The organism is Herbihabitans rhizosphaerae, assembly GCF_004216555.1.
GTDB classification, from domain to species: Bacteria; Actinomycetota; Actinomycetes; order Mycobacteriales; family Pseudonocardiaceae; genus Herbihabitans; species Herbihabitans rhizosphaerae.
Genome location: NZ_SGWQ01000009.1, coordinates 82004 through 103578, shown reverse-complemented (window position 1 = coordinate 103578; position 21575 = coordinate 82004). Strand labels below are relative to the sequence as shown.

Here is a 21575-nt window from a genome sequence, read left to right as displayed (position 1 = left end):
CCGGATCGTTCGGTGACGCGGGCTGTCCTCTGGAACGGGTCCCGCGGCGCCCGCGATAGCGTGCGGACGTGCGAAAACCGTGGCTGATCGCCGTGATCAGTGTGCTCGCGGTCGCCCGTCGAGGGTCGATTCGCTGGCCATCGTGCGGATGACCGGCTCGCGGGTCTCGATGATCGAGATCCCGCGCGATGTGTACGCCGAGATCTCGGGCAACGGTCGGAACAAGATCTCCGCCGCGTGGGTGTACGGCGGCGGGCAGTCGCTGGCCGAGACGGTCACCAAGCTGACCGGAGTCGAGATCGAGCACCGCCTGGAGATCGACATGTCGCCCGCCGAGACCGCGAAGTCGTTGGTGGACAAGACATCCGCGTACGTGCGGGCCACTCCCGGGTTGGACCTCAGCGCACGTGCGGCCGCCGTCGACGCCCGCACTGTCGTGGACGGGCGAGTGCTCCCGGTGCGCGGCTACACCAACGGCCCGGCCGGCGCCGCGCTCATGGTGGACGCCGGCCAGACGCGGGACTTCCTGCGTGAGGTGCTCGACGCGCCGTCCGGGTCAGCGCCCGCCGACCCGGGGTGCGTCGCCTGACATCGCCTGGGCCAGCCGCAGGTACTGGCCCTCCGCCCACATGAGCGGAGACGCGCTGTTGGTCGGCCGCCCGAGGCCGAAGCACGACACGTCGGCACGGTCCCACACCTGCTCGGGCACGAATCCGCCGGCGTTCGCCGAGCGTGCCATCGACCGCAGGTACACCTCCGCCGGCCGGCCGTTGGCCAACTCGTACTCACCGCGCTCACCGGACAGCACCGGCCACAGCCGCCCGAACCGCTGCTGCCCGTTCGCCGGCCAGCCCTGACAGTCCACAGTGGACTCGCCGTAGTTGTCGTGGATGTAGCGGTGGAAGTAGACCTCGCCGGTGGGCAGCGTGACCTGCAGCGGAGCGTTGCCGTCGTGCGCGGCGGCGGTGGGCCGCACCGACGCGGCGACGGTCGGGTCGTCGGCCGGCAGCACGCCGAGCCGCACCAGTTCCAGGAACCCGAAGTCGACCACGTCCCGCTCGAAGAAGCACCCTTCCTGAAAGCAGATCTGGTCGTCGTCGTTCGGGTTCCCGCTCCGGTCCAGCCGCTCGTAGTAGCGGCCGCCTGGCCAATGACCGGAGGTCGTGACGGTCTGCGGTTCGAGGTTGCCGCGCCACGCGTTCGCGGTGGACTCCCAGGTCGACGCGCTGGCGTCGTCGCCGTTGCGGCGGGCGATGTCGGCGGCGGCGCGCAACCCGGCGATCTGCGCGGCGACCGAGGACGGCGAGAGCCCGTGCTGTTCTTCCCATCGCTCGGTCGTGGCCGGGCCGGTGGTGCGAATGTGCTCGGCGGTCACCTTGATCTTGTCGTAGGTCCCCGAATCGGTGAGGCCGGTCAGCGACGCCAGCACGATCGCGAACGCGTTCTGATCGAGTTGTTCGCAGCAGCCGAGCTGGTGCGGCGTGGCGCCCTCGATGCCGGAAACCGGGCTGTAGCGCGGAAACGAGCCGGCCGGGTAGGTGGTGCCGTCGCCCGGCGTGGGCGTGCCGATCCACTGCCGGCGCCACATGAACTCCGCCATCCGCCGGGCCTGCGCGGTGTCACCGGCGGCGATCAGCCCGGTCGCCTGGTGGTAGAGATCGCGGCCCCAGACGCGGTGGTATCCGTCGTTCAGCGTGTCGCCGTTGACCACCTCGCCCCACGGCGTGGACAGGCTCGCCACGCTCGCGCCGGGGTGGGTCTTGTCCTCGGCGGCACGCAGCGCCATCGCCGCGACGTGGTACGCCTTGCGCAGCTCCGCGTCACCCGAGACGCTGGCCGGCGCCGGTTTCAGCGAGCCGACGTGCGCGTTCCATCCAGCGCGGTACTTTCCTTGTACCGCGCCGAATCCGGCGTCCAGCGAGCCGCCCGCGGCGGCCTGCGCGGTACCGGCCGAGTCGCCGTAGCCGAGCGCGACGGTGAACTCGGTATCCGCGCCCACGTCGATCTGTCCACAGTGGACTCCGTTGCCCGGTCGGGCGAGCCCGTCGAAGGAGTTGGACAGTTGCCGGTCCGCCCGGATGTCGACCAGACAGTCGCTGCCCGCACCCGCGTATCCGTTGCTGTGCGCGGAGAATCCGCTCGACACGCGCATCGCGGAGGTGATCGTGGTGGTCTGGCCGAAGAGGTTCTCGGTGCCGCTGGCCATCAGCGCGCCCGACCCGGCGTCCCACCACAGGTCGTCGTTGGCGCCGCCGCCGGCCATCGACGGGTTCGCGTGCAGGAACAGCTTGTACGTGCCGCCGTCCAGCGACTGGAACCGGGTGCGCACCATCAGCGAATCGCGGTCCGGGTCGGTGACATAGCTACTGGTGATCCGATACTTGCCGCTCTTCGCGGTGTTGGTGACCGTGTACTCCAGCGAGCGCTCGTCCGGCATGGTCACCGCATGCTCGGTGGCGTCCCGCTCCAGGTCCACGAACGTCGAGCCGTCGGTCACGACGTACTGCGTGTCCTGCGTGTTCGGCACGTCCGCGCGCGGGTAGAACACCTCGGAGAGCACGCCGTTGGCGACCGTGTACCAGACCTTGCTGCCCGGCGTGGTCGACGTGCCGAGCGCGTCCTTGTTGCCGGTGGTCCAGGCGGCCGGGGTGCCGCAGCAGTCCTGCGCGAGGCCGGGTCTCGGCTGCGCGGACGCGGGGGAGAAGCCGATCGCGAGCGTCGCGGCGCTGAGCAGAATCACGGACAGGATCGCGGTCCGGCGCACGAGCCACCTCCTTTGTTGGTGCGCACAACTTAATAGGCGAACCTCGACGAGCAACAGGTGCTCGTGGGTGAATCTCGTACCGCGCCGGCCGCAGAACTCAGAATGTGGCGATCGGGTTGACCGGGCTGCCGGACGTACCGGCGAACCGGACCGGCGCGACCGCGAGGTGGAAGTCCCACTGGCCGAGCTCGGCCGCCGTCGTCGCGCACACCTCCAGGTCGCAGTTGTCGAGCATCCACAGGCCCATCGCGACGAGGCTCACGGCGTGCACCGGCATCAACACGTCGTCGTACCCCGACGGCTGAACGTCCTGCGGGGTGTCGGCGCCGATCAGCGCGACTCCCCGTTCACGCAGCCACGGCAGGCAGGACGCGTGCCAGCCGGCCTGCGTGATACTCGGCGTCGCACCGGCCTCGTGCCGGGCGCGGCCATAGCCGGTCCGCAGGAGTACCGCATCGCCGGATCGCACCCGCACACCCTGGCGACGCTCGGCCTCCTCGAGATCGTCGGGAAACACACCCTGCCCCGGTTCCAGCCACGGCACGCCGCGGACCGCCGCGATGTCCAGCAGGACACCACGCGTCATGATCCCGTTCGCCGCCGCCGTGACGGCCGCCCACGCCGATCCCGTTGCGGCGTCGACCAACGAGTGCGACCGCCCGTTGTACATTTTGCCGTCCCAGTAGAGGTGACACGGCGAGTCGAGATGGGTGATCGTGTTGCCGTGGAACATGATGCCGAGCCGCTCGTTGGAAAAGCCCCAGCGCCGGTCGTTGCGGAATCCGGGCACCGGCATGTTCTCGGCGCCCGGCATGTCGGCGGCGCACGGGCACGTCGTCGTCGACCGCTCCATTTCCTCCGGTACGGCGACCTCCCACCCGCACGACACGCTCCTGCCGTGGCGCACGGCCCGCGCCGCCGCCAGCCGGACGTCGTCGGTGATGTGGTTCAGCGTGCCGAGCTCGTCGTCGTCGCCCCACCGTCCCCAGTTCGACAGCGTGTCGAAGTACCCGAGCACGTCGTCCTGTGTTGGCATCGGTCGCTCTGCCGTCATTGCAGCATCGACTCCTCCCGCTGAACTGGCATGACACTAGATCAGCGGGGCAGCGTGGCGACGAAACGGTCCAGTGTGGCGGTCACCTGCCCGAGGATGGCCGCGGAGTTGACCGGGTCGCCGTCGGTCTCCAAGCCGTGGTCGGCGTCGGCGATCTCGGTGTAGGGGTGCCGGTGCGCGATCTCGGGCAACCACGCCGCGTCGCCCGTCCCGCCGACCAGATGTGTTGGCGCGCTTGCGTTTCCGAGTGCCTCGGCGATCAGCGGCTCACCGAGGATCGGGGTCAGCCAGAACGCGGGCAGCCCGCGTTCGGCGGCGACTCCGGCGGCGAGCGTTCCCAGCGACTTGCCGACCAGCAGCACCCGCTCGGCGTCCACGGTGGCAAGGGCGGCCTCGGCCTCGCCGGCCACCCAGCCGATCTTCTCGGCGGCGTCCGGCCACGGCGGCATCGCCGAAGGACGGACACCGGCAGGCGGGTCCCACCACAGTTCCACGACCGTCCACTCGCGACGGAGTAGGACGGCGCGGGCGAAGTGCAGCAGCGGGCGCGCGGGCGTGTAGCCGCCGCCGGGCAGGATCAGCGCGACCTTGTCCGGATCGGCGTCGTGCCGGATCAGCTCGGTCATGCCGACAACCTCTGTTCCACCGCACGGGCGCGGATGGTGACCAGCTTGTTGTCCGGGTCCTTGATCAGCCGGTGCACGGTGCTGAGGGTGGGGCACGGCCAGGGGACCCGGCAAGCGGGACACGTCGATGCCGCCGGCGTGCTGTGCTCCACGAGCACGCCTCTGATCACGTTTATCAGATCGGGGATCAGGTCGCGGGCCGTGTCGGCGTCGTCGTCGGTCCAGTCGGCTGTCTTCGTGGCGAGGAACTCGGCCTCGTCGAGGTGTTCGTAGAGGTTGTAGCGGAGGAGTTGTCGGGCGTCTTCGCTGATCGTCGGCATGAAATTAGGAGAACCCATTGACGTACTGTCAGCCAAGTCGTCTGATCGGGTGGCAACTTGACTTGGGCGGGACAGGGTGGCCGCCGGCACCGTAATTTGCAGTCATGCGTCAGCCAGAACCCACAATCCGCAGCCGCGAACTCGGCGAGGGCATCCGAGCGGCGATGCGCAAAGCCAACATGACCGCCAAGCAGACCGCGAATGTACTCGGTTGGTCGGACAGCAAGCTGTCCAGGATGATCAACGGAAGCCGGGGCGCGTCCGGGGAGGACGTGTCCGCGCTGCTCGCGATCCTTCTGGTGACAGGAAAGGAACGCCGGCGGCTGATGTCGCTGTGCAAGGAGCAGGACAAGCCAGGCTTGTTGCAGCAGTTCGGAAATCGGCTGCCCAGGCAGTTGCGGACCTTGATCGACCACGAGGACAAGGCTGTCAAGGTCGGCGACTTCCAAGGACTCGTGATCCCTGGACTCCTACAGACACAGGAGTACGCGCGGGCACTCCTGGAAGAGGCCGGACGTGTGCCGGAAGAGGAGATTGGCGATCGGGTCGCCGCACGGCTGGCTCGGCAGAGCCGGCTCGGTGGCCGCGACGCGCCTGAGTTTCAATTCTTCGTGCACGAGTTCGTGCTGCGGCTGCCGGTCGGCGGACAGGTGATCATGTCGGATCAGCTCCATCACCTCCTGCGCGCTTCGGTCCGCCGAAACGTGTCGCTGCGGGTGGTTCCGGCCGCTGTCGGTGCTCACGCGGGTACTGGCGGCTCGTTCAAGCTCATGGAGTTCGCGGACTTCCGGCCGGTGGTCTATCTGGAAAGTGAGACGTCGTGCCTGTTCCTCGAGGAGCCCCAGGAGGCGGCCGCGTACCAGGAAATCCTCGCCGCGTTGGATGAAACCGCGCTGAGTGAGAGAGAATCGAGGGAGGTGATTGCCACCCTGGCAACGGAGCTCTATGCGGATCGAGAGGATCATGATGACTCTGCCTGAGCCGGACGGCTTGGTCTGGCGCAAGAGCAGCTACAGCGCGAGCAATGGTGACTGCGTCGAGGTGGCGTGGCGGAAGAGCAGCTACAGCGGGACGAACGGCAACTGCGTCGAGGTGGCGTGGGTCGACGGCATCGCCTTGCGCGACTCGAAGAACGACAGTGGGCCGACGATCGTGTTCAGCGGCCCGGAGTGGCGTGCGTTCCTGCGGTTGGCTCGCTAGAGCCGGACTAACTGGTACCGGTACGCCTGGAACATGTTGGTGGACACCAGGAACCGGGCGATCAGCGGCCGGAGCACGTACTCGGCGAGCTGTTTGCCCGGCACCGGGTCGACGGCCAGCAGCTCCCACCCGGTGAACCGCTGCCTGACCTCCTCCTCGGTCACCGGCGCGCTCTTGAACTTGGAGAACGCCACCAGGACCAGCAGTGCGCCCGGCGCGGCCACGGCGGACACCTCGCGCACGTAGTCGTCGCGCGCGGGGGCGGTCAGCGCGTGGAAACAGCCGTGATCCATCAGCAGGGTGTACCCGTCGCCGACGTCCAGCGTGGACAGCTTGGTGACGTCGCCGTGCACGAATCGCACGGGTACCGCCTCGTCCTCGGCCTTGAACCGGGAGATGCGCACCGAGGTCTCGTCCAGCTCCACGCCGGTGACCGCCCAGCCGTGTGCCGCCAGGTACACCGCGTTGCGTCCGTGGCCGGAACCCAGCTCAAGCGCGCGGGCCGGCGTCAGCGCTTCGGTGGCCGTCGAGCCCTCGACCAGTTCCGCGAGCCGATGATCAGGCACGTCGGACGGGACCGAGCGCATGGCACCTCCGTAAGGGTCGTCTGAACGGCGTCGTTCTCCGAGGCATCATGCCAGTATCGCGTACCCGGCGATGATCACCGGTCTTGGCGCATGAACCACCCGTCGGTGCAGCGGCTACTCCATCCGTGCGATTCGACAACGCACAGTCCCTTTTTGGAATGGAATCCTGTGGCCACTTGGCACTGAAACAGGTGTGGCCTCTAACCGTTTTCGGTAGAGATGCGCCAGTCAGATTGCAGCGAGCTAACCCGAGGCGGCTGAACGTAACGGCCTGACCGGGTTGACGTCGCCGGTTGGCGGGACTACACCTGTGAATGAGCACCCAATTTAACGAAAATGAAGTGGAGTTCACATGACCGTCACTCAAGAGGCTGGCACTGTAGAGCAGGAGAGAATCGACGAGGTCTTCACCGAGCAGATCGATCTCATCTGCAGGCGAAGCGCGCTGATCAACAATGTCAACTTGATCACGAAGGATCCTCAGGAAATGTCGGACGCCCTCGACATGCCGGCGGATCTCCATTATTTCGAGCAGACTGGAGCAGCGGCTGGACTGCCCCGGCTTCCGAGCGTCTCGAGCTATTCCGGCGCAGCTAACGTCCCTGCGGATGCCAAGCAGGCTCTCGAAACCCAGAAGGACGTCGGTACGGAGATCGTTGACAGCAACAAGGACAAGGTTGCCGACCTGGCGGAGAAATACAAGGATGGGAAGATCCCGAAGAACGAGTTCGAAGCATTGATTGACCGGCAGGCCGAGCAGAACATCAAGGCGTACACCGAACAAGAGCGGGCGACGGCTGCGAAGCTGAAGCAGATCGGCAAGGGCAAGAGTCCGGAGGTGCAGAACGCGATCGTCATTGCCTACAAGGCGGTCAGCAATTTCTTTACGAAACTGTGGGCCACGATCAAGAAGTTCTTTGTCGATTTGGTCAACAAGATCCAAGAACTTTGGAACGAGGTCAAGAACTGGTTCAAGGCGGCGGCGAATACGATCGCGAACTGGTGGAACTCCTTGTGGTAGCAGCGACCTCCGCGAGGAGCGCGCGCAGCCGGTGACGGGTGACGCCCGGCCACGGCCCCCGAGGAGTTCGCGGGGCCGCGGCCGGGCCGGATCCCGTTGCTTCATCTGGTTGGTCACGCACTGGCATGGGGTCCGTGAGGTCGCCCAGCGCAGGTCAGCGTGCGAGGCGCGGGACTCGCGGGTGCAGGGCGCGGGACTCGCGATCAGGGGGTGCGCCTGCGCAGGGTGGCCGCGCCGAGCATCAGCGCCAGGATCGCGCACGCGGCGACGACGATCAGGTTGCGCACCAGCGTGCCGTCCCAGTTCTCCGTGACGGTGACCGCCGTGAGCGCGTCGACCGCGTAGGACAGCGGCATCACGTCGGACAGCCAGTTCAGCACGTTGGCCATCGCGTCGCGCGGCACGAACAGCCCGCACAACAAGATCTGCGGCAGCGCGAACACCGGCATGAACTGGATCGCCTGGAACTCCGAGGTCGCGAACGCGCTCACGAACAGGCCCAGCGCCATGCCGAGCAGCGCGTCCAGAATCGTGATCAACAGCAGCGTCCACACCGAGCCGGCGATGTCCAAACCCAGCCACAGCAAGGAAACCGTGGTCGCGATGGTCACCTGCAGAGTGGCCAGCACGCCGAACGCGATGGCGTAGCCGAACAGCAGGTCCAGCCGTCCCATCGGCAAGGTCATCAGGCGTTCGAGCGTGCCGGTGGTGCGCTCGCGCAACGTGGTGATCGACGCGATCAGGAACATGATCACGAACGGGAACACGCCGAGCAGTGCCGGCGCGGTGCGGCTGAACGCCATCTCGTTGTTGAACACGAACCGCAGCAACACCATCAGCACGGTCGGGACCAGCAGCAGCATCGCGATCGTGCGCGGGTCGTGCCGGAGCTGGTTGAGGATGCGCTTCGCGGTGGCCAGCGTGATGCCGGGATTGATCACGGTGCTCATGCCGCTGCCTCGCTTTCCCTGACCAGGCGCAGGAATGCCTGTTCGAGATCGGACTGTTCGGTGTGCGCGCGAAGCCCCTCGGGCGTGTCGTCGGCCAGCAGCACGCCCTCGCGCATGAGCAGCAGCCGGTCGCAGCGCGCCGCCTCGTCCATCACGTGGCTGGACACCAGCAGCGTGGTGCCGCGTTCGGCGATGCGGTGGAACAGGGTCCACAGGTCGTCGCGCAGCACGGGGTCCAGCCCGACGGTCGGCTCGTCCAGCACGAGCAGCTCCGGCGTGCCGAGCAGCGCGACGGCGAGGCTGGCCCGGCCGCGCTGGCCGCCGGAGAGGTTGCCGACGAGCTTGCCGGCGTGGTCGGTGAGATCCACGTCGGCGATCACCCGGCGCGCGTCGGCGGCCGGATCGTCGACCCTGAGCACCGAGGCGAAGTAGGTCAGGCACTCGGTGACGGTGAGGTCGGCGTACACGGCCGCGTTCTGCGTCGCGTAGCCGATCTTGTCGCGGAGCAGGGGATCTCCGGCCGGTTGGCCCAGCACGGTGACCGTGCCGCCGGCGACGATCTGCACGCCGACGATGGCGCGCATCAAGGTGGTCTTGCCGCATCCGCTCGGGCCGAGCAAGCCGGTCACCGAGCCGCGGGGGACGTCGAAGCTGACCGATCGAAGGACCTCGCGTCCACCACGGATGACGCGGAGGCCGTCGACGGCGACGGCGACGGCAGAATTAGTCATGCGTTTAATTCTGCGCCCGTTGAACGGACGCGTCAAGCGGGAGCGTCGATGTACTGCTGGAGCACGGGCGCCACCATGGCGACGATCTCGTCCTCGCTCGCCGAGGCGATCGGTTCCGCGCAGACCACGTAGCGCAGCAGCATCAGGCCCATGATCTGCCCGGCCATGCCGGACACCCGCAGCGTGGAGATGCCGAGCGCCTCGGAGACGCGGGCCAACATCACCCGTTCGAGGAAGCCGCGCATCATCCGGGCCGCCTGCTCGTTCTGGGTGGCCGAGCGGAGAATCGCGAGCACCGGCTGGCGCGCCTGCTCCGAGGCGAACAGGCTCAGGAACAGCCGCACCATCCGCTCGCCGGCCTGCTCGCGCGGCCCGCCGGTGAGCACGCCGACCACGATGTCCGGGTTGATCGGAAGTTGCAGCGCCTCGACGAAGACCTGGTCCTTGGAGCCGAAGAAGTGGTGCAGCAGCGCGGGATTCACCTCGGCCTCGGCGGCGATCGAGCGGATCGTCGCGCCGGTGTACCCGCGCTCGCCGAACTGCTTGCGCGCCGCCGCGAGGATGCGCTCCCGCGTCTCCGTTTGCCCAGGTCTGCGGCCCGGCCGTGCCATGGCTCTCCCTTCGCTGCTGCGGCCAGTATCGCCCACGTAGGCTCGTGACCATGGCTGTAGCGGTGCGGGTGATCCCCTGTCTGGACGTCGACGCGGGGCGGGTGGTGAAGGGCGTCAACTTCACCGACCTGCGGGACGCGGGCGACCCGGTGGAGCTGGCCGCCGCGTACGACGCGGAGGGCGCCGACGAGCTGACCTTCCTGGACGTCACGGCCTCCTCGTCCAACCGGGAGACCACCTACGACGTGGTGCGGCGCACCGCCGAGCAGGTGTTCATCCCGCTCACCGTCGGCGGCGGCGTGCGCGAAGTGTCCGATGTGGACACTCTGCTGCGCGCGGGCGCGGACAAGGTCAGTCTCAATACCGCCGCGGTGGCCCGTCCCGAGCTGCTTTCCGAGTGCTCGCAACGGTTCGGCGCGCAATGTGTGGTGCTGTCGGTGGACGCGCGGCGCGTTCCCGCCGGCAGTGAGCCCACGCCGTCCGGGTTCGAGGTGACCACCCACGGCGGGCGTCGCGGTACCGGGATCGACGCGGTGGCCTGGGCCGCGCGCGGTCAGCAGCTCGGCGTCGGCGAGATCCTGCTCAACTCGATGGACGCGGACGGCACCAAGGCCGGCTTCGACCTGGAGCTGATCTCCTTGGTACGCAAGGAAATCAGCATCCCGCTGATCGCCAGCGGGGGAGCGGGCGACGTGTCGCACTTCGCGCCGGCGGTCGACGCGGGGGCTGACGCCGTGCTCGCCGCCAGCGTGTTCCACTTCGGACAGTTGCGCATCGGCGAGGTCAAGGACGCCATGCGCGCCGCGGGGGTGGAGGTGCGGTGAACCTGGACGACGTGCGGTTCAACGACGACGGCTTGGTGTGCGCGGTGGCGCAGCAGCACGGCTCCGGCGAGGTGCTCATGGTCGCCTGGATGGACGCCGAGGCGCTGCGGCTGACCCTGGAGACGCGCCAGGCCACGTACTGGTCACGCAGCCGGAAGTCGTTGTGGCGCAAGGGAGAGACGTCCGGCCACACGCAGCGGGTGCGCGAGGTGCGGCTGGACTGCGACGGCGACACCGTGCTGCTCGTGGTCGACCAGACCGGCGCCGCCTGTCACACCGGCGATCACACCTGCTTCGACTCCCGGGTGCTCTTGGCCGACGACTGATCAGGTAGCCGCCGCCGGGGTGCGCGGGCGGGATCGAGCCCGCTGAATCATCTTCATGTTGAGACGTCAAAATCGGTCAATCGGGCACGCTCTGGGCGATTTCGGGTGGGCACATGTCACCTTCGCCGGGATTGAGCCCGCTGAATCCCGCTCGCGTTCTGGGGTGAGCCGGTTAGCGGATGTCTCCGGTGAGGTAGCGCTGGATGGTCGGTCCCACGGCGGTGACCACCGTTTCGATGTCCGTGGAGGCGAGCGGCTCGAACTGGGAGACGTAGCGGATCATGCCCATACCGATGAGCTGTGAGGCGACGAGCGTCGCGCGCAGGTGATCGCCGTCCGGGCTGACCTCGCTCACCAGCGGGGTCATCACGTGCTTGATGAACAGGTCGCGCAGGGCGTGCTGGGCCTGCTCGTGCGCGGCGACGCTGCGGACCAGGGCGGCGAAGACCCCGCCGCCGCGTTCGTCCCACACGGTCAGGAAGGTGCGCGCGATTCGTTCGCCGAGCTGGTCGCGCGGCCCGTCGAGCAGTACCGGCACCAGTTCCCTCGGGTTGAACGGCAGTTTGAGGATCGCCTCGCCGAACAGTCCTTCCTTGCCGCCGAACCAGTGGTTGACCATCGCGGCGTCCACGCCGGCGCGGGCGGCGATCGCCCGGACGGTCGCGTTGTCGTAGCCCTGCTCGGCGAAAACGGCGGTCGCGGCCTCGATCAGCGCGGCCTTGGTGTCCGCTCCGGCGGGGCGACGCCCTCGACGTCGCGTCGACGGGCTGGCACTGTTGGTCACCTGCACATCATGCGCTACACACGAGGTTTTTTCAACATTCGCTGAATTTCACCCCTCTGACGATCGCGACGGGCGGTGCGTCCACAATGGTTCGCATGGTCAGCGCGATCCGGGCAACCTCGCCCGCTGGGCAACGAACCGACCTCGGCACCGTCAGCCCGACTCGCGAGGAGTTCCACGCTCTCGCGGCCGACCGGAGAGTGATTCCGGTGACCCGGCGGCTGCTCGCCGACGCAGAGACGCCCGTCGGGGTGTACCGCAAGCTCGCCGGTGACGCGCCCGGCACCTTCCTGTTCGAGTCCGCGGAGAACGGCCGCTCCTGGTCGCGCTGGTCGTTCGTGGGCGTGCGCAGCCCTGCCGTGCTCACCGCCAGCGGAGGCGAGGCGCGGTGGATCGGCACCCCGCCGGTCGGTCTCCCGGACGGTGGCGACCCGCTGGTGGCCCTGCGCGAGACGGTCAACGCGCTGCACACCGAGCCGCTGCCCGGCATGCCGCCGCTCACCGGCGGAATGGTCGGCTACATCGGCTACGACGCCGTGCGCCGCCTCGAACGGCTGCCCACGCTCGCCGAGGACGACCTCCAGCTGCCCGAGATGGTCATGCTGCTGGCCACCGATCTGGCCGCGCTGGACCACCACGAGGGTGCGATCACGCTCATCGCCAACGCGGTGAACTGGGACGACAGCCCCGAACGGGTGGACGCCGCCTACGACGACGCGGTGCGCCGGCTCGACGAGATGGTGGCCAAGCTGCACACCGTCGCGCCGCCCACCACGAGTGTGTACACCCGTCCGCGTCCCGAGTACACGCGCCGGCGCACGCAGGACGACTACACCGCCGCCGTGGAGACCGCCAAGGAGGCGATCCGGGCCGGCGAGGCGTTCCAGATCGTCGTGTCCCAGCGGTTCGAGATGCGTTCCGAGGCCGATCCGCTGGACGTGTACCGCGTGCTGCGGGCCACCAACCCGAGCCCGTACATGTACCTGCTGCGGCTGGACGGGTTCTCCATCGTCGGCTCGTCGCCCGAGGCGCTGGTGACCGTGCGGGACGGCAAGGCGACCTCGCACCCGATCGCCGGCACCCGGTGGCGCGGCGCCGACGAGGACGAGGACGCGCTGCTGGAGAAGGACCTGCTCGCCGACGAGAAGGAGCGCGCCGAGCACGTGATGCTCGTCGATCTCGGCCGCAACGACCTCGGGCGGGTGTGCCGGCCCGGCTCGGTGCACGTGGTCGACTTCTTCCGGGTGGAGCGCTACAGCCACGTGATGCACATCGTGTCCACGGTGACCGGCGACCTGGCCGAGGGGCGCACCGCGTTCGACGCGGTGACCGCCTGTTTCCCGGCCGGGACGCTGTCCGGTGCGCCGAAGCCGAGGGCCATGGAGCTGATCGAGGAGTTGGAGCCGACCCGGCGCGGCCTGTACGCCGGTGTGGTCGGATACCTCGACTTCGCCGGCGACGCGGACACCGCGATCGCGATCCGCACCGCACTGATCCGCGACGGCGTCGCCTATGTTCAGGCGGGAGCCGGGATCGTGGCCGACTCGGTCGCGGCGAACGAGGACGCCGAGTGCGTCAACAAGGCGAGCGCGGTGCTGTCCGCGATCGCCACCGCGGGAACCATGACACCGGCGGTAACAGAGAAGGGCGGCACCGATGTCTGAGTCCACTGGGCGTGTCTGGTCGACCAGGTTGTCGCGACGACTGCTGTGGACGGTCGTGGCCGCCATGGTGGTCGCGGTCTTCTGCCTGCTCGCCGCGTGGAAGCTGACCTGGGTGAAGATGCCGCCGGGGTTGAAGATCGACCTCGCCGGCTTCAACATCACCGCGTGGCCCAAGTCGCTCGCGGTGCTCGTGCTCGCGGCGACGGTCGTCGTGCTCGCGGCGTTCGGCACAGCCCGCACCGTCGTCGGTGTGCTGCTGGTCGGCGTCGCGGTGTGGACGCTTCGCCTCGCGCATCAGGGCGCCGCCTACCTCCCGCCCTACTCGGGGCAGCCGTGGCACACCGAGCGCGGCCCCGCCGCGATGGCCGCCGGCGCGGTGGCGCTGTTGCTGGCCGGCGGAGTGCTGGTCGGCTGGGGGCGCCACATGCCGGCCATCGTGCGGTGGCGCACGGGTCCGCGCGATGCCTGATCGTCGTCCACTGTGGACAGTCGTGGGCGGACTGCTGCTCGGCTCGGTGGCACTGTGGGGCTCCTCGCGGCTGGACTGGGAGCGGCCGGGCGCACTCGTTCCGTTGGCGTTGCTCGCGCTGGCCGGGATCGCCGGACTGATCGCGACGGCCGGCCTGGCGCGCCGGGTACTCGGTGCCGTGCTCGCGCTGGCCGGTCTGGCCGCCGCCTGGCTCGCGGTGGCGGCGGACGGTGGTTTCGCGCCGCGCGGGCTCGCGGTAGCCGGTGGACTGTTGATCGTCACGGGTGGCGTACTCGTCGTCCGGCACGCCGCCGACCTGCCCCGACTCGGTGCGCGCTACCAGGCGAGTAACGCGAAGCCGTCCACGGACGGTGATCCCGATGCCGATCTCTGGCGCGCGCTCAGTGAAGGACGAGACCCGACGGAGGGGCGGTCGTGATGCGGACCCGGTGCCCTCGGTGTGAAGCCCTCGGGGTTAGCATCCTTGCGGCGGGAAGGGGAAAGGTCGTGGCTGAGGCGAGAACAGGTGCGCTGTGACTAGCGTCCTGGAGTCGATCATCGAAGGCGTGCGCGAGGACTTGGCCGCACGAGAGGCCCAGCTGCCGTTCGATGAGCTGAAAGAGCGGGCCGCGAAGGTCACGCCGGCCAAGGATGTGCCGGCCGCCCTGCGCGAGTCGGGCATCGGCGTCATCGCGGAGGTGAAGCGGCGCAGCCCCTCCAAGGGCGACCTGGCGCAGATCGCGGATCCAGCGGCGCTCGCCAAGGACTACGAGGAGGCCGGCGCGCGGGTCATCAGCGTGCTGACCGAGCAGCGGCGCTTCGGCGGCTCGCTGGAGGACCTCGACGCGGTGCGCGCCGCGGTCAACATTCCCATCCTGCGCAAGGACTTCATCGTCAGCCCGTACCAGGTGCACGAGGCGCGGCTGCACGGCGCGGACCTGGTGCTGCTGATCGTGGCGGCGCTCGAGCAGAACGCGTTGGTCTCATTGTTGGACCGAGTCGAGTCGCTCGGTATGACCGCGCTGGTCGAGGTGCACACCGCCGAGGAGGCGGACCGCGCGCTGGAGGCCGGCGCGTCGGTGATCGGCGTGAACGCGCGGAATCTGCACACGTTGGATGTCGACCGGGACGTGTTCGGGCGGATCGCGCCGGGCCTGCCGATGGACGTCATCAAGATCGCCGAGTCCGGAGTGCGCGGGCCGAGTGACCTGATGGCCTACGCCGGAGTCGGCGCGGACGCGGTGCTGGTCGGCGAGGGGCTCGTCGCGGCGGAGGACCCGAAGAAGGCGCTGATCCAGTTGGTGACCGCGGGCTCGCACCCGGCTTGTCCGAGGCCGGCCCGGTGACTTCGGCGCCGGACCAGCAGGACCACCACGCTCCCGGCGAGCACGACCCGGACGAGCACGGTCACTTCGGCCCGTACGGCGGGCGGTTCATGCCGGAGGCGCTGATCGGCGCGCTGGACGAGCTGTCCGCCGCCTACGACAAGGCGCGGACGGACCCGGAGTTCACCGGTGAGTTCAAGCGCCTGCTGCGGGACTACGCCGGCCGTCCGTCGCTGCTGACCGAGGCGCCCCGGTTCGCCGAACACTGTGGTGGCGCAACGGTTTTCCTCAAGCGCGAGGACCTCAACCACACCGGTTCGCACAAGATCAACAATGTTCTCGGGCAGGCGCTGCTGACCAAGCGCATGGGCAAGAAGCGGGTGATCGCGGAGACCGGCGCCGGTCAGCACGGCGTGGCCACGGCGACCGCGTGCGCGCTGCTCGACCTGGACTGCGTGGTCTACATGGGCGAGGTGGACACCGAGCGGCAGGCGCTCAACGTGGCGCGGATGAAGCTGCTCGGCGCCGAGGTCATCCCGGTCAAGACCGGCTCGCGCACGCTCAAGGACGCGATCAACGAAGCGCTCCGCGACTGGGTGTCCAATGTGGACACGACGCACTACCTGCTCGGCACGGCGGCCGGCGGGCACCCGTTCCCCACGATGGTGCGCAACTTCCACAAGATCATCGGCGCCGAGGCGCGCGCGCAGATCCTGGACCTCGCCGGACGGCTGCCGGACGTGGTGGCGGCGTGCGTGGGCGGCGGATCCAACGCGATCGGCATCTTCCACGGGTTCATCGACGACCCCGACGTGCGGCTGGTCGGCCTGGAGCCCGGTGGGCACGGCATCGACTCCGGCGAGCACGGCGCGACGCTGTCCGAGGGCCTGCCCGGCATGCTGCACGGCGCGTTCTCCTACCTGCTGCAGGACGAGGACGGCCAGACGATCGAGGCGTACTCGATCTCAGCGGGGCTGGACTACCCGGGCGTCGGGCCGGAGCACTCGTGGCTCAAGGACACCGGCCGCGCCGAGTACCGCTCGGTCACCGACGCCGAGGCGATGGAGTCGTTCCAGCTCCTGGCCCGCACCGAGGGGATCATCCCCGCGATCGAGTCGGCGCACGCGCTGGCCGGCGCGCGCAAGCTCGGCGAGGAGCTCGGCCCGGACGGGCTGATCCTGGTGAACCTGTCCGGTCGCGGTGACAAGGACATGGACACCGCGGCGAAGTACTTCGGGTTTACTGGAGATTCGTGATGGGGCGCCTGGATCCGCTGTTCGAGCAGACTCGTGCGGAGGGCCGTGCCGCGCTGGCCGGCTATCTTCCGGCCGGCTATCCGACGGTCGACGGCTCCGGCGAGCTGCTCGCCGCGATGATCGACTCCGGGTGCGATCTGGTCGAGATCGGCGTGCCGTACTCCGATCCGGTGATGGACGGCCCGACGATCCAGGCGGCCGCGGATTCCGCGCTGCGCAACGGTTTCCGGCTGCGCGACCTGTTCACCGTGGTCGAGTCGGTGGCGTCGGCCGGCGGGCGCGCGGTGGTCATGACGTACTGGAACCCGGTGCACCGCTACGGCGTCGACGCGTTCGCGCGCGATCTCGCCGCGGCCGGCGGGCTCGGCATGATCACGCCGGACCTGATCCCGGACGAGGCCGGTGACTGGCTCGCCGCGTCCGAGGAGCACAAGCTGGACCGGATCTTCCTGGTCGCGCCGTCGTCGTCGGCCGAGCGCATCGACCGCACGGTCAAGGCAAGCTCCGGGTTCGTGTACGCCACCGCCGTGATGGGCGTGACCGGCGCGCGCGATCAGGTGGGCAGCGCCGCGGCCGGGCTGGTGGCTCGTACGCGTGAGCACACGACGCTGCCGATCGGCGTCGGGCTGGGCGTGCGGTCCGGCGAGCAGGCGGCCGAGGTGGCGTCGTTCGCCGACGCGGTGATCGTCGGCTCGGCGTTCGTTTCCCGTGCGGCACAAGGGATCCAGCCGGTTCGCGAGCTGGCTGAGGAGCTGGCCGCCGGCGTGCGCGGCGCCGTCCGCTCCGCCTGAGTCTTACCGACTGCTTACGCGGTCACGATTCCGCCGCGAAGGGGATCGACGATTCGTATGGCCGTCGTGGCGGCAATCGGTGCGCTCGCGTCGATCGTCGCGGTGCCGGTCGCGTCCGCCGCGACACCGGAACCCGTTGCGGCACAAGCGGCTTACAAGGTCGGGTACCCGGACCGGGACATGGGCGTGCGCGCCACGCCGCACTGGAACGGCGCGCGGGTCGGCGGCGTCAAGCAGGACCACGGGTACTACATCAGCTGCGTCGACTACGGCGACGGACTGTGGTGGACCAAGATCAAGAGCGACAGTTCTCGGTGGGGGTTCGTGCCGAGTGACAATCTGCTGATTCCGGGGAGCGACGACCTGCCGCACTGCTGAGCGAGCGGTTCCACGGCGCGGCGGCGGCATCCGGCAGCTGTCGCGCCTTCACCGGCATCTATCCACAACCTCCGAGTTGTCCACAGATTCGTTCGCCGCCCGTCGAGCAGGCCTGCCGTTCGCCGAAGCTGGACGCATGAACGCGCTCGTCCACACCGTCCCGTGTCACACTGTGACTCGGCTACTTCCGGAGGACCAAGGACATGGCCATGCCAGAAGCACCCGCGTTCCCGCACCATCCGCGGGAGTGGACCCTCGAAGAGGTGCTGGCTCTGCCCGAGGACAACGGCCAGAGAATCGAACTCATCGACGGAGCACTCGTCGTGAGCCCGGCGCCGACGTCCCGTCATCAGGAAGTACTTCAGAACGTCCAGTTCAGCCTTCGGGACGTCATACCGCCCGGGCACCGGTCACTTCCCGGAATCAACATTCTCCTCGCGCCGAGAAGGCTGCTGATTCCCGATCTGACGGTGACTGCGGAGCAGGGCAACTTTCTTTACGGCACGAGTGACAATGTGTTGCTGGCGGTCGAGGTGCTGTCACCGTTGACGGGCGCGTACGACAAGGCACTCAAGCGGCAGTTGTACGCCGAGGCCGCGATCGGGTACTTCCTGCTCATCGACCCGGTACCAGAGCCTCCGACCGCCACGCTGTTCGAACTGGACGGCGAGGAATACACCGAGATCGCGCACAGCGAGGACGGGTTGCTGCGGATCGAGCTGCCGTTCCCCGTGGAGATCGATCTCGGTTAGCCGGTTGGTGGGATCACCGTCTCCGGCTCAGTGTCCCGCCGGGTTCGCCGCAGCCCGGCGAGGAACTCCTTCTCGGTCGGCGCGGTGTACACCTCCAGGTCGACCGGGTTCGAACTGAACCGGTAGACGTTCCCGGTTCGCTTGAGCACGATCAGCGGGCCGTTGCCGTAGGTCATCGACTCGGTGCCGAGGTAGTACCCGTCCGACTGGGTGTCGATCGAGAACGCGTACCCGAGATCGCCGATCCGCCGATCGAGCTGTTCCCACCCGTACAGCCGCGCGAACTCGTTGACCTGGTCGCGGGTGACCATCGGGACGCCCGGCGGACCGGACGGCACCTCGTCCTCGGGGTGGTGCACGTCCAGCCGCGCCAGAGCCGCCCGCAGCTCGTCGTCCGACCGTGCCGCCCACACGTCCTGGTACGCGGGGTGGTTCACCGTGCCCCACACCGCGCCGGTGCCCTTGACCACGATCAGCGGGCTGCTCGAGTGGTCGTACGCGGAGCGATCACCGGCGTAGTACGCGTCCGGCTGCTGCTCGACGGCGAACGCGTACCCGAGGTCGGTGATCCGGTCCACGTGCAGCCATCCGCGCCGCCGCCACATCCAGTCGATCAGCTTCTCGCGGGTGAGCCCCTGGGCGTGGCCCACCTCGGGTGCGCCGACCGGCAGGCGCTCGACGGGCTCGGCAGACACGCCGATGCCGGCCAGTGCGGCGCGGAACTCGTCCTCGCTTCGCGCCGACCACACCGGCTGGAAGATCGGGTTCGACCCGAAGCCGAACACCTCGCCGGTGCGCTTGAGCACGGAGAACGGCCCGCTGCCGACGGTCATCGCGCTCGCGTCGCCGTCGTGGTACGCGTCCGGTTGGGTGCCGACGACGAACGCGTACCCGGCGTCGGTGATCCGCGAGTCCAGGTGCCGCCAGCCGTGCCGGCGCGTCATCCAGTCCGTCAGCAACTCGCGGGTCACCTCGGGCGGCGGGTGATCCGGCGGCACCTGCTCGTGCGGTGTTCGGCGGGCGCCGGTCGCGGCCAGTGCCGCCTGGAACTCCTGCTCGGAGCGCGCCTGGTACACCGCCCCGAACAGCGAGTTCGCGCCGAAGTCATAGACCTCGCCGGTGCGCTTGAGCACCAGCAGCGCGCCGCCGGCCCACTGCGGGCCGAGCCGCCCGTCGAGGTACTCGTCGGGCTGCGTGTCCACCCAGTAGGCGTACCCGATGTCTCTGATCCGGTCGTCCAGGTGCCGCCAGCCGCGGGTGGTGCGCAGCCAGCCGATCAGTGAATCCCGTTGCAGCGCAAAGGGATCCGGCGCCGGCGGGGGAGCGGTGGCGCGCCCGCGGCCCTTGATCCGCTTGGTCGGCCGCACCCGGACGCGGGTCGCCTTCACCGCGGCGTCGAACTCCTGCTCGGTGCTCGCGGTCCAGATCGGCTGGAACATCGGGTTCGAGCCGAACTCGTACACCTTGCCGCTGCTCTTGATCACCAGCAGCGGCCCGTTGCCCCAGGTCATCGCGTTCTCGTCGCCGTCGTGGTACGCGTCCGGCTGGGTGTCCACCGAGTACGCGTACCCGAGGTCGTGCACCCGCTTGTCCAGGTGCCGCCAGCCGTACTCGGTGCGCAACCACTCGACCAGCCGCTCGTGTGTCACCACCCCGCGATCATGTCACGGCTGCTCAGAACCGGGGATGTGCCAGGCTCTTCAAGCCGTTGGTGAACTTCTCCTTCGGCTTCTCCCATACGTACTTCGTCGCCCCGTCCCAGCCCTGCTCCAGTTTCTTGTCCATCCACTTCTCCGCGCCGGAGTCCTTCAGCGTCTTGTCCCACGCGGTGTCGATGATCGCGCTGCCGATCGCGCTGCCCGCGAGACTGCCGGCGGCACCGCCGACCGCGATGGTCACCGGGTTGGCGCCGAGCGCGCCGAGGCCGGCGCCGACGGCCGGGCCCGCCGCCATGCCGATGAGGTTGCCGCCGAAATAACTGGCGATCGCGTTGCTCGGCGACTTGTCGTTGTACTTGATGTCGTAGGCCGTACCGGCCGCCCCGAGAATCCACGAGCCGGGGCCGGTGAACTTGCCCCACTTGGCCGACCACTTGCCGAACTTCTCCCAGCCCCTGGCGTTCCGGGCCTCTTCGCGCAGGGCGATCTGCCGGACGCGAGTCATCTGGCCGGCCTGGTGGAAGCCGCGCGCCTTCTCCTGGATGGCGGCACGGATCGCGGCCGCCTTCTCCGGGCCGCGCGTCGCGTACCACTTCGAGGCCGGGCCGACGTACCCGTCGTTGGCGAACGACGTGGCGACCAGGAACGGCGGCTTGCCGGTGATGTCGTTCTGCACGTTGCGCATGGTCTTGGCCAGGAAGCTCTGGTCGGCGCGGATCTCCTTGACGTCGTCGCCGGCCTTCTTGTACGCCTCGACCGCCTTCTTGTACGCCGCCGCGTGTTGGTTGTAGGTGGTCATCTGGGTGCCGGTGGTGCCGGCGGGCGGTGCCTGCGGTGCCTTGCCAGGTGGGCTGATCGTGGTCGCGGTGACCGTGAGACCGGCGGACTGGGCCTCCTTGCGGACCTTCTCCATGTCCTTCTTCATCTTCTCGGTCTTCTCGGCCCAGTCCTCGCACGCTTCGGCCGCGCGCTTGGCCGCCGACACCGCGATCGCCGCTTTCCGGGTGCCCGTGGTCATCCGCTGGCGGAACGCGGGGCCGGACGTGCCGCCCCAGTCGGCCTCGGTGTCGGTCCTGGCCTTGTAGGCGCTCGTGATCGCGGTCTGCATGCCCTTGGCGATCGAGGTCTCGAACCACTTGCCGAGCGCCCGGACGCTGGCCGGGTCACCCTTGATCTCGGTGTTGATCGTCATGGCCGCCCGCCGTTCTTGCCCTGGAACGCCCGGCCGGCGTTCTTGTCTCGGGTCAGCGCGTCCTGGCGCGTCTTGGCCACCTCGTTGGCGGCGGCGACCAGGCCGATCGCCATCGTGCCGGCCTCCTTGTGCATCCGATCGGCGAGCGCCTTGAAGTGTCCGGTCTCCGCGCCGGCGTCGGCCGCCGGTGGCGCGGTGGTCTCGCCGAGCGTGGTGCCGGCCTTCCACAGCGCGTCCCCGACGCTCTTGAGCGTGTTGGGATCGACGTGGAGTTTGTCTCCGTCTGGCATGG

26 protein-coding genes are annotated in these 21575 nt (G+C 68.9%); 14 read left to right on the top strand and 12 right to left on the bottom strand.

Features of this window, described 5'->3' with window-relative positions:
- Positions 1–79: 79 nt before the first annotated feature.
- On the top strand, positions 80–589 hold the full coding sequence (locus EV193_RS24010; protein WP_130346679.1) for an LCP family glycopolymer transferase: 510 nt from the start codon (positions 80–82) through the stop codon (positions 587–589).
- On the opposite strand, the gene EV193_RS24005 is transcribed toward EV193_RS24010, so the two are convergent.
- The 4 genes from EV193_RS24005 to EV193_RS23990 all read right to left on the bottom strand — a co-directional run bounded on the left by EV193_RS24005 (position 557) and on the right by EV193_RS23990 (position 4764).
- The gene (locus EV193_RS24005; protein WP_242613620.1) at positions 557–2764 is read right to left on the bottom strand and encodes a glycoside hydrolase family 15 protein; all 2208 of its coding nucleotides are present in this window, start codon (positions 2762–2764) and stop codon (positions 557–559) included. The genes EV193_RS24010 and EV193_RS24005 overlap by 33 nt on opposite strands.
- 97 nt (positions 2765–2861) lie before the next feature.
- Positions 2862–3800: a cyclase family protein gene (locus EV193_RS24000; protein WP_130346677.1), complete on the bottom strand. Its 939-nt coding sequence runs from the start codon at positions 3798–3800 to the stop codon at positions 2862–2864.
- Between the two features lie 59 nt (positions 3801–3859).
- Complete coding sequence (locus tag EV193_RS23995; RefSeq protein ID WP_130346675.1) at positions 3860–4444, bottom strand: alpha/beta hydrolase; 585 nt, start codon at positions 4442–4444, stop codon at positions 3860–3862.
- The gene (locus tag EV193_RS23990; protein ID WP_130346673.1) at positions 4441–4764 is read right to left on the bottom strand and encodes a hypothetical protein; all 324 of its coding nucleotides are present in this window, start codon (positions 4762–4764) and stop codon (positions 4441–4443) included. The genes EV193_RS23995 and EV193_RS23990 overlap by 4 nt, the downstream gene beginning before the upstream one ends.
- 104 nt (positions 4765–4868) lie before the next feature.
- On the opposite strand from EV193_RS23990, the gene EV193_RS23985 reads away from it, so the two are divergent.
- Together EV193_RS23985 and EV193_RS23980 are read left to right on the top strand one after the other, a co-directional pair.
- Complete coding sequence (locus tag EV193_RS23985) at positions 4869–5744, top strand: helix-turn-helix domain-containing protein (protein WP_130346671.1); 876 nt, start codon at positions 4869–4871, stop codon at positions 5742–5744.
- Positions 5728–5964, top strand: coding sequence for a DUF397 domain-containing protein (locus tag EV193_RS23980; RefSeq protein ID WP_423202218.1), 237 nt, complete (start codon positions 5728–5730; stop codon positions 5962–5964). Before EV193_RS23985 ends, EV193_RS23980 begins: the two co-directional genes overlap by 17 nt.
- On the opposite strand, the gene EV193_RS23975 is transcribed toward EV193_RS23980, so the two are convergent.
- A complete protein-coding gene (locus EV193_RS23975; RefSeq protein ID WP_130346669.1) occupies positions 5961–6551 on the bottom strand; it encodes a class I SAM-dependent methyltransferase in 591 nt (196 codons plus the stop codon). The genes EV193_RS23980 and EV193_RS23975 overlap by 4 nt on opposite strands.
- A 352-nt stretch (positions 6552–6903) precedes the next feature.
- Here EV193_RS23975 and EV193_RS23970 point away from each other — a divergent pair, with 352 nt between their 5' ends.
- Positions 6904–7572: a hypothetical protein gene (locus EV193_RS23970; protein WP_130346667.1), complete on the top strand. Its 669-nt coding sequence runs from the start codon at positions 6904–6906 to the stop codon at positions 7570–7572.
- A gap of 203 nt (positions 7573–7775) precedes the next feature.
- Here the strand turns inward: EV193_RS23970 and EV193_RS23965 are convergent, their stop codons facing one another.
- From EV193_RS23965 to EV193_RS23955, 3 genes are read right to left on the bottom strand one after another with little or no spacing between them, the layout of a single operon-like run.
- Positions 7776–8522 carry an ABC transporter permease gene (locus EV193_RS23965; RefSeq protein ID WP_165401484.1) on the bottom strand — a complete coding sequence of 249 codons (747 nt, stop codon included), beginning with the start codon at positions 8520–8522 and terminating at the stop codon, positions 7776–7778.
- Complete coding sequence (locus tag EV193_RS23960; protein ID WP_130346665.1) at positions 8519–9253, bottom strand: ABC transporter ATP-binding protein; 735 nt, start codon at positions 9251–9253, stop codon at positions 8519–8521. The genes EV193_RS23965 and EV193_RS23960 overlap by 4 nt, the downstream gene beginning before the upstream one ends.
- 32 nt (positions 9254–9285) lie before the next feature.
- Positions 9286–9864, bottom strand: a complete 579-nt coding sequence (locus tag EV193_RS23955) for a TetR/AcrR family transcriptional regulator (protein ID WP_130346663.1) — start codon at positions 9862–9864, stop codon at positions 9286–9288.
- 50 nt (positions 9865–9914) lie between these two features.
- Here EV193_RS23955 and hisF point away from each other — a divergent pair, with 50 nt between their 5' ends.
- The gene (gene hisF / locus EV193_RS23950; RefSeq protein WP_130346661.1) at positions 9915–10688 is read left to right on the top strand and encodes an imidazole glycerol phosphate synthase subunit HisF; all 774 of its coding nucleotides are present in this window, start codon (positions 9915–9917) and stop codon (positions 10686–10688) included.
- Positions 10685–11014 carry a phosphoribosyl-AMP cyclohydrolase gene (gene hisI / locus EV193_RS23945; RefSeq protein ID WP_130346659.1) on the top strand — a complete coding sequence of 110 codons (330 nt, stop codon included), beginning with the start codon at positions 10685–10687 and terminating at the stop codon, positions 11012–11014. The genes hisF and hisI overlap by 4 nt, the downstream gene beginning before the upstream one ends.
- A gap of 172 nt (positions 11015–11186) precedes the next feature.
- Here the strand turns inward: hisI and EV193_RS23940 are convergent, their stop codons facing one another.
- Positions 11187–11804, bottom strand: coding sequence for a TetR/AcrR family transcriptional regulator (locus EV193_RS23940; protein ID WP_423202217.1), 618 nt, complete (start codon positions 11802–11804; stop codon positions 11187–11189).
- Between the two features lie 89 nt (positions 11805–11893).
- On the opposite strand from EV193_RS23940, the gene EV193_RS23935 reads away from it, so the two are divergent.
- The 8 genes from EV193_RS23935 to EV193_RS23900 all read left to right on the top strand — a co-directional run bounded on the left by EV193_RS23935 (position 11894) and on the right by EV193_RS23900 (position 18433).
- Complete coding sequence (locus EV193_RS23935; RefSeq protein WP_130346655.1) at positions 11894–13462, top strand: anthranilate synthase component I; 1569 nt, start codon at positions 11894–11896, stop codon at positions 13460–13462.
- Positions 13455–13931: a Trp biosynthesis-associated membrane protein gene (locus EV193_RS23930; RefSeq protein WP_130346653.1), complete on the top strand. Its 477-nt coding sequence runs from the start codon at positions 13455–13457 to the stop codon at positions 13929–13931. Before EV193_RS23935 ends, EV193_RS23930 begins: the two co-directional genes overlap by 8 nt.
- Positions 13924–14370 carry a Trp biosynthesis-associated membrane protein gene (locus EV193_RS23925; protein WP_130346651.1) on the top strand — a complete coding sequence of 149 codons (447 nt, stop codon included), beginning with the start codon at positions 13924–13926 and terminating at the stop codon, positions 14368–14370. The genes EV193_RS23930 and EV193_RS23925 overlap by 8 nt, the downstream gene beginning before the upstream one ends.
- A 94-nt stretch (positions 14371–14464) precedes the next feature.
- Complete coding sequence (trpC, locus tag EV193_RS23920; RefSeq protein WP_130346649.1) at positions 14465–15277, top strand: indole-3-glycerol phosphate synthase TrpC; 813 nt, start codon at positions 14465–14467, stop codon at positions 15275–15277.
- Complete coding sequence (gene trpB, locus EV193_RS23915; protein WP_130346647.1) at positions 15274–16512, top strand: tryptophan synthase subunit beta; 1239 nt, start codon at positions 15274–15276, stop codon at positions 16510–16512. Before trpC ends, trpB begins: the two co-directional genes overlap by 4 nt.
- Positions 16512–17303, top strand: a complete 792-nt coding sequence (trpA, locus tag EV193_RS23910; RefSeq protein ID WP_130346645.1) for a tryptophan synthase subunit alpha — start codon at positions 16512–16514, stop codon at positions 17301–17303. Before trpB ends, trpA begins: the two co-directional genes overlap by 1 nt.
- A 66-nt stretch (positions 17304–17369) precedes the next feature.
- Positions 17370–17681 carry a hypothetical protein gene (locus EV193_RS23905; protein ID WP_130346643.1) on the top strand — a complete coding sequence of 104 codons (312 nt, stop codon included), beginning with the start codon at positions 17370–17372 and terminating at the stop codon, positions 17679–17681.
- Positions 17682–17890: 209 nt separating this feature from the next.
- Complete coding sequence (locus EV193_RS23900; protein ID WP_242613619.1) at positions 17891–18433, top strand: Uma2 family endonuclease; 543 nt, start codon at positions 17891–17893, stop codon at positions 18431–18433.
- On the opposite strand, the gene EV193_RS23895 is transcribed toward EV193_RS23900, so the two are convergent.
- Genes EV193_RS23895 through EV193_RS23885 form a run of 3 tightly spaced genes read right to left on the bottom strand, consistent with a single transcriptional unit; the run spans position 18430 to position 21573 of the window.
- Complete coding sequence (locus tag EV193_RS23895; protein WP_130346639.1) at positions 18430–20085, bottom strand: hypothetical protein; 1656 nt, start codon at positions 20083–20085, stop codon at positions 18430–18432. The two genes, EV193_RS23900 and EV193_RS23895, sit on opposite strands and share 4 nt — an antisense overlap.
- Before the next feature lie 22 nt (positions 20086–20107).
- Positions 20108–21283: a hypothetical protein gene (locus EV193_RS23890; protein WP_130346637.1), complete on the bottom strand. Its 1176-nt coding sequence runs from the start codon at positions 21281–21283 to the stop codon at positions 20108–20110.
- A complete protein-coding gene (locus EV193_RS23885) occupies positions 21280–21573 on the bottom strand; it encodes a hypothetical protein (protein ID WP_130346635.1) in 294 nt (97 codons plus the stop codon). Before EV193_RS23885 ends, EV193_RS23890 begins: the two co-directional genes overlap by 4 nt.
- Positions 21574–21575 lie beyond the last annotated feature (2 nt).

Excerpts from the sequence above, each read along its gene's own strand:
- EV193_RS24000 (WP_130346677.1), bottom strand. The coding sequence starts at position 3,800 with ATGCCAACACAGGACGACGTGCTCGGGTACTTCGACACGCTGTCGAAC.
- EV193_RS23995 (WP_130346675.1), bottom strand. The coding sequence starts at position 4,444 with ATGACCGAGCTGATCCGGCACGACGCCGATCCGGACAAGGTCGCGCTG.
- EV193_RS23990 (WP_130346673.1), bottom strand. The coding sequence starts at position 4,764 with ATGCCGACGATCAGCGAAGACGCCCGACAACTCCTCCGCTACAACCTC.
- EV193_RS23985 (WP_130346671.1), top strand. The coding sequence starts at position 4,869 with ATGCGTCAGCCAGAACCCACAATCCGCAGCCGCGAACTCGGCGAGGGC.
- EV193_RS23980 (WP_423202218.1), top strand. The coding sequence starts at position 5,728 with ATGATGACTCTGCCTGAGCCGGACGGCTTGGTCTGGCGCAAGAGCAGC.
- EV193_RS23975 (WP_130346669.1), bottom strand. The coding sequence starts at position 6,551 with ATGCGCTCGGTCCCGTCCGACGTGCCTGATCATCGGCTCGCGGAACTG.
- EV193_RS23970 (WP_130346667.1), top strand. The coding sequence starts at position 6,904 with ATGACCGTCACTCAAGAGGCTGGCACTGTAGAGCAGGAGAGAATCGAC.
- EV193_RS23965 (WP_165401484.1), bottom strand. The coding sequence starts at position 8,522 with ATGAGCACCGTGATCAATCCCGGCATCACGCTGGCCACCGCGAAGCGC.
- EV193_RS23960 (WP_130346665.1), bottom strand. The coding sequence starts at position 9,253 with ATGACTAATTCTGCCGTCGCCGTCGCCGTCGACGGCCTCCGCGTCATC.
- EV193_RS23955 (WP_130346663.1), bottom strand. The coding sequence starts at position 9,864 with ATGGCACGGCCGGGCCGCAGACCTGGGCAAACGGAGACGCGGGAGCGC.
- hisF (WP_130346661.1), top strand. The coding sequence starts at position 9,915 with ATGGCTGTAGCGGTGCGGGTGATCCCCTGTCTGGACGTCGACGCGGGG.
- EV193_RS23935 (WP_130346655.1), top strand. The coding sequence starts at position 11,894 with ATGGTCAGCGCGATCCGGGCAACCTCGCCCGCTGGGCAACGAACCGAC.
- EV193_RS23930 (WP_130346653.1), top strand. The coding sequence starts at position 13,455 with ATGTCTGAGTCCACTGGGCGTGTCTGGTCGACCAGGTTGTCGCGACGA.
- EV193_RS23925 (WP_130346651.1), top strand. The coding sequence starts at position 13,924 with ATGCCTGATCGTCGTCCACTGTGGACAGTCGTGGGCGGACTGCTGCTC.
- trpA (WP_130346645.1), top strand. The coding sequence starts at position 16,512 with ATGGGGCGCCTGGATCCGCTGTTCGAGCAGACTCGTGCGGAGGGCCGT.
- EV193_RS23900 (WP_242613619.1), top strand. The coding sequence starts at position 17,891 with ATGCCAGAAGCACCCGCGTTCCCGCACCATCCGCGGGAGTGGACCCTC.
- EV193_RS23890 (WP_130346637.1), bottom strand. The coding sequence starts at position 21,283 with ATGACGATCAACACCGAGATCAAGGGTGACCCGGCCAGCGTCCGGGCG.
- EV193_RS23885 (WP_130346635.1), bottom strand. The coding sequence starts at position 21,573 with ATGCCAGACGGAGACAAACTCCACGTCGATCCCAACACGCTCAAGAGC.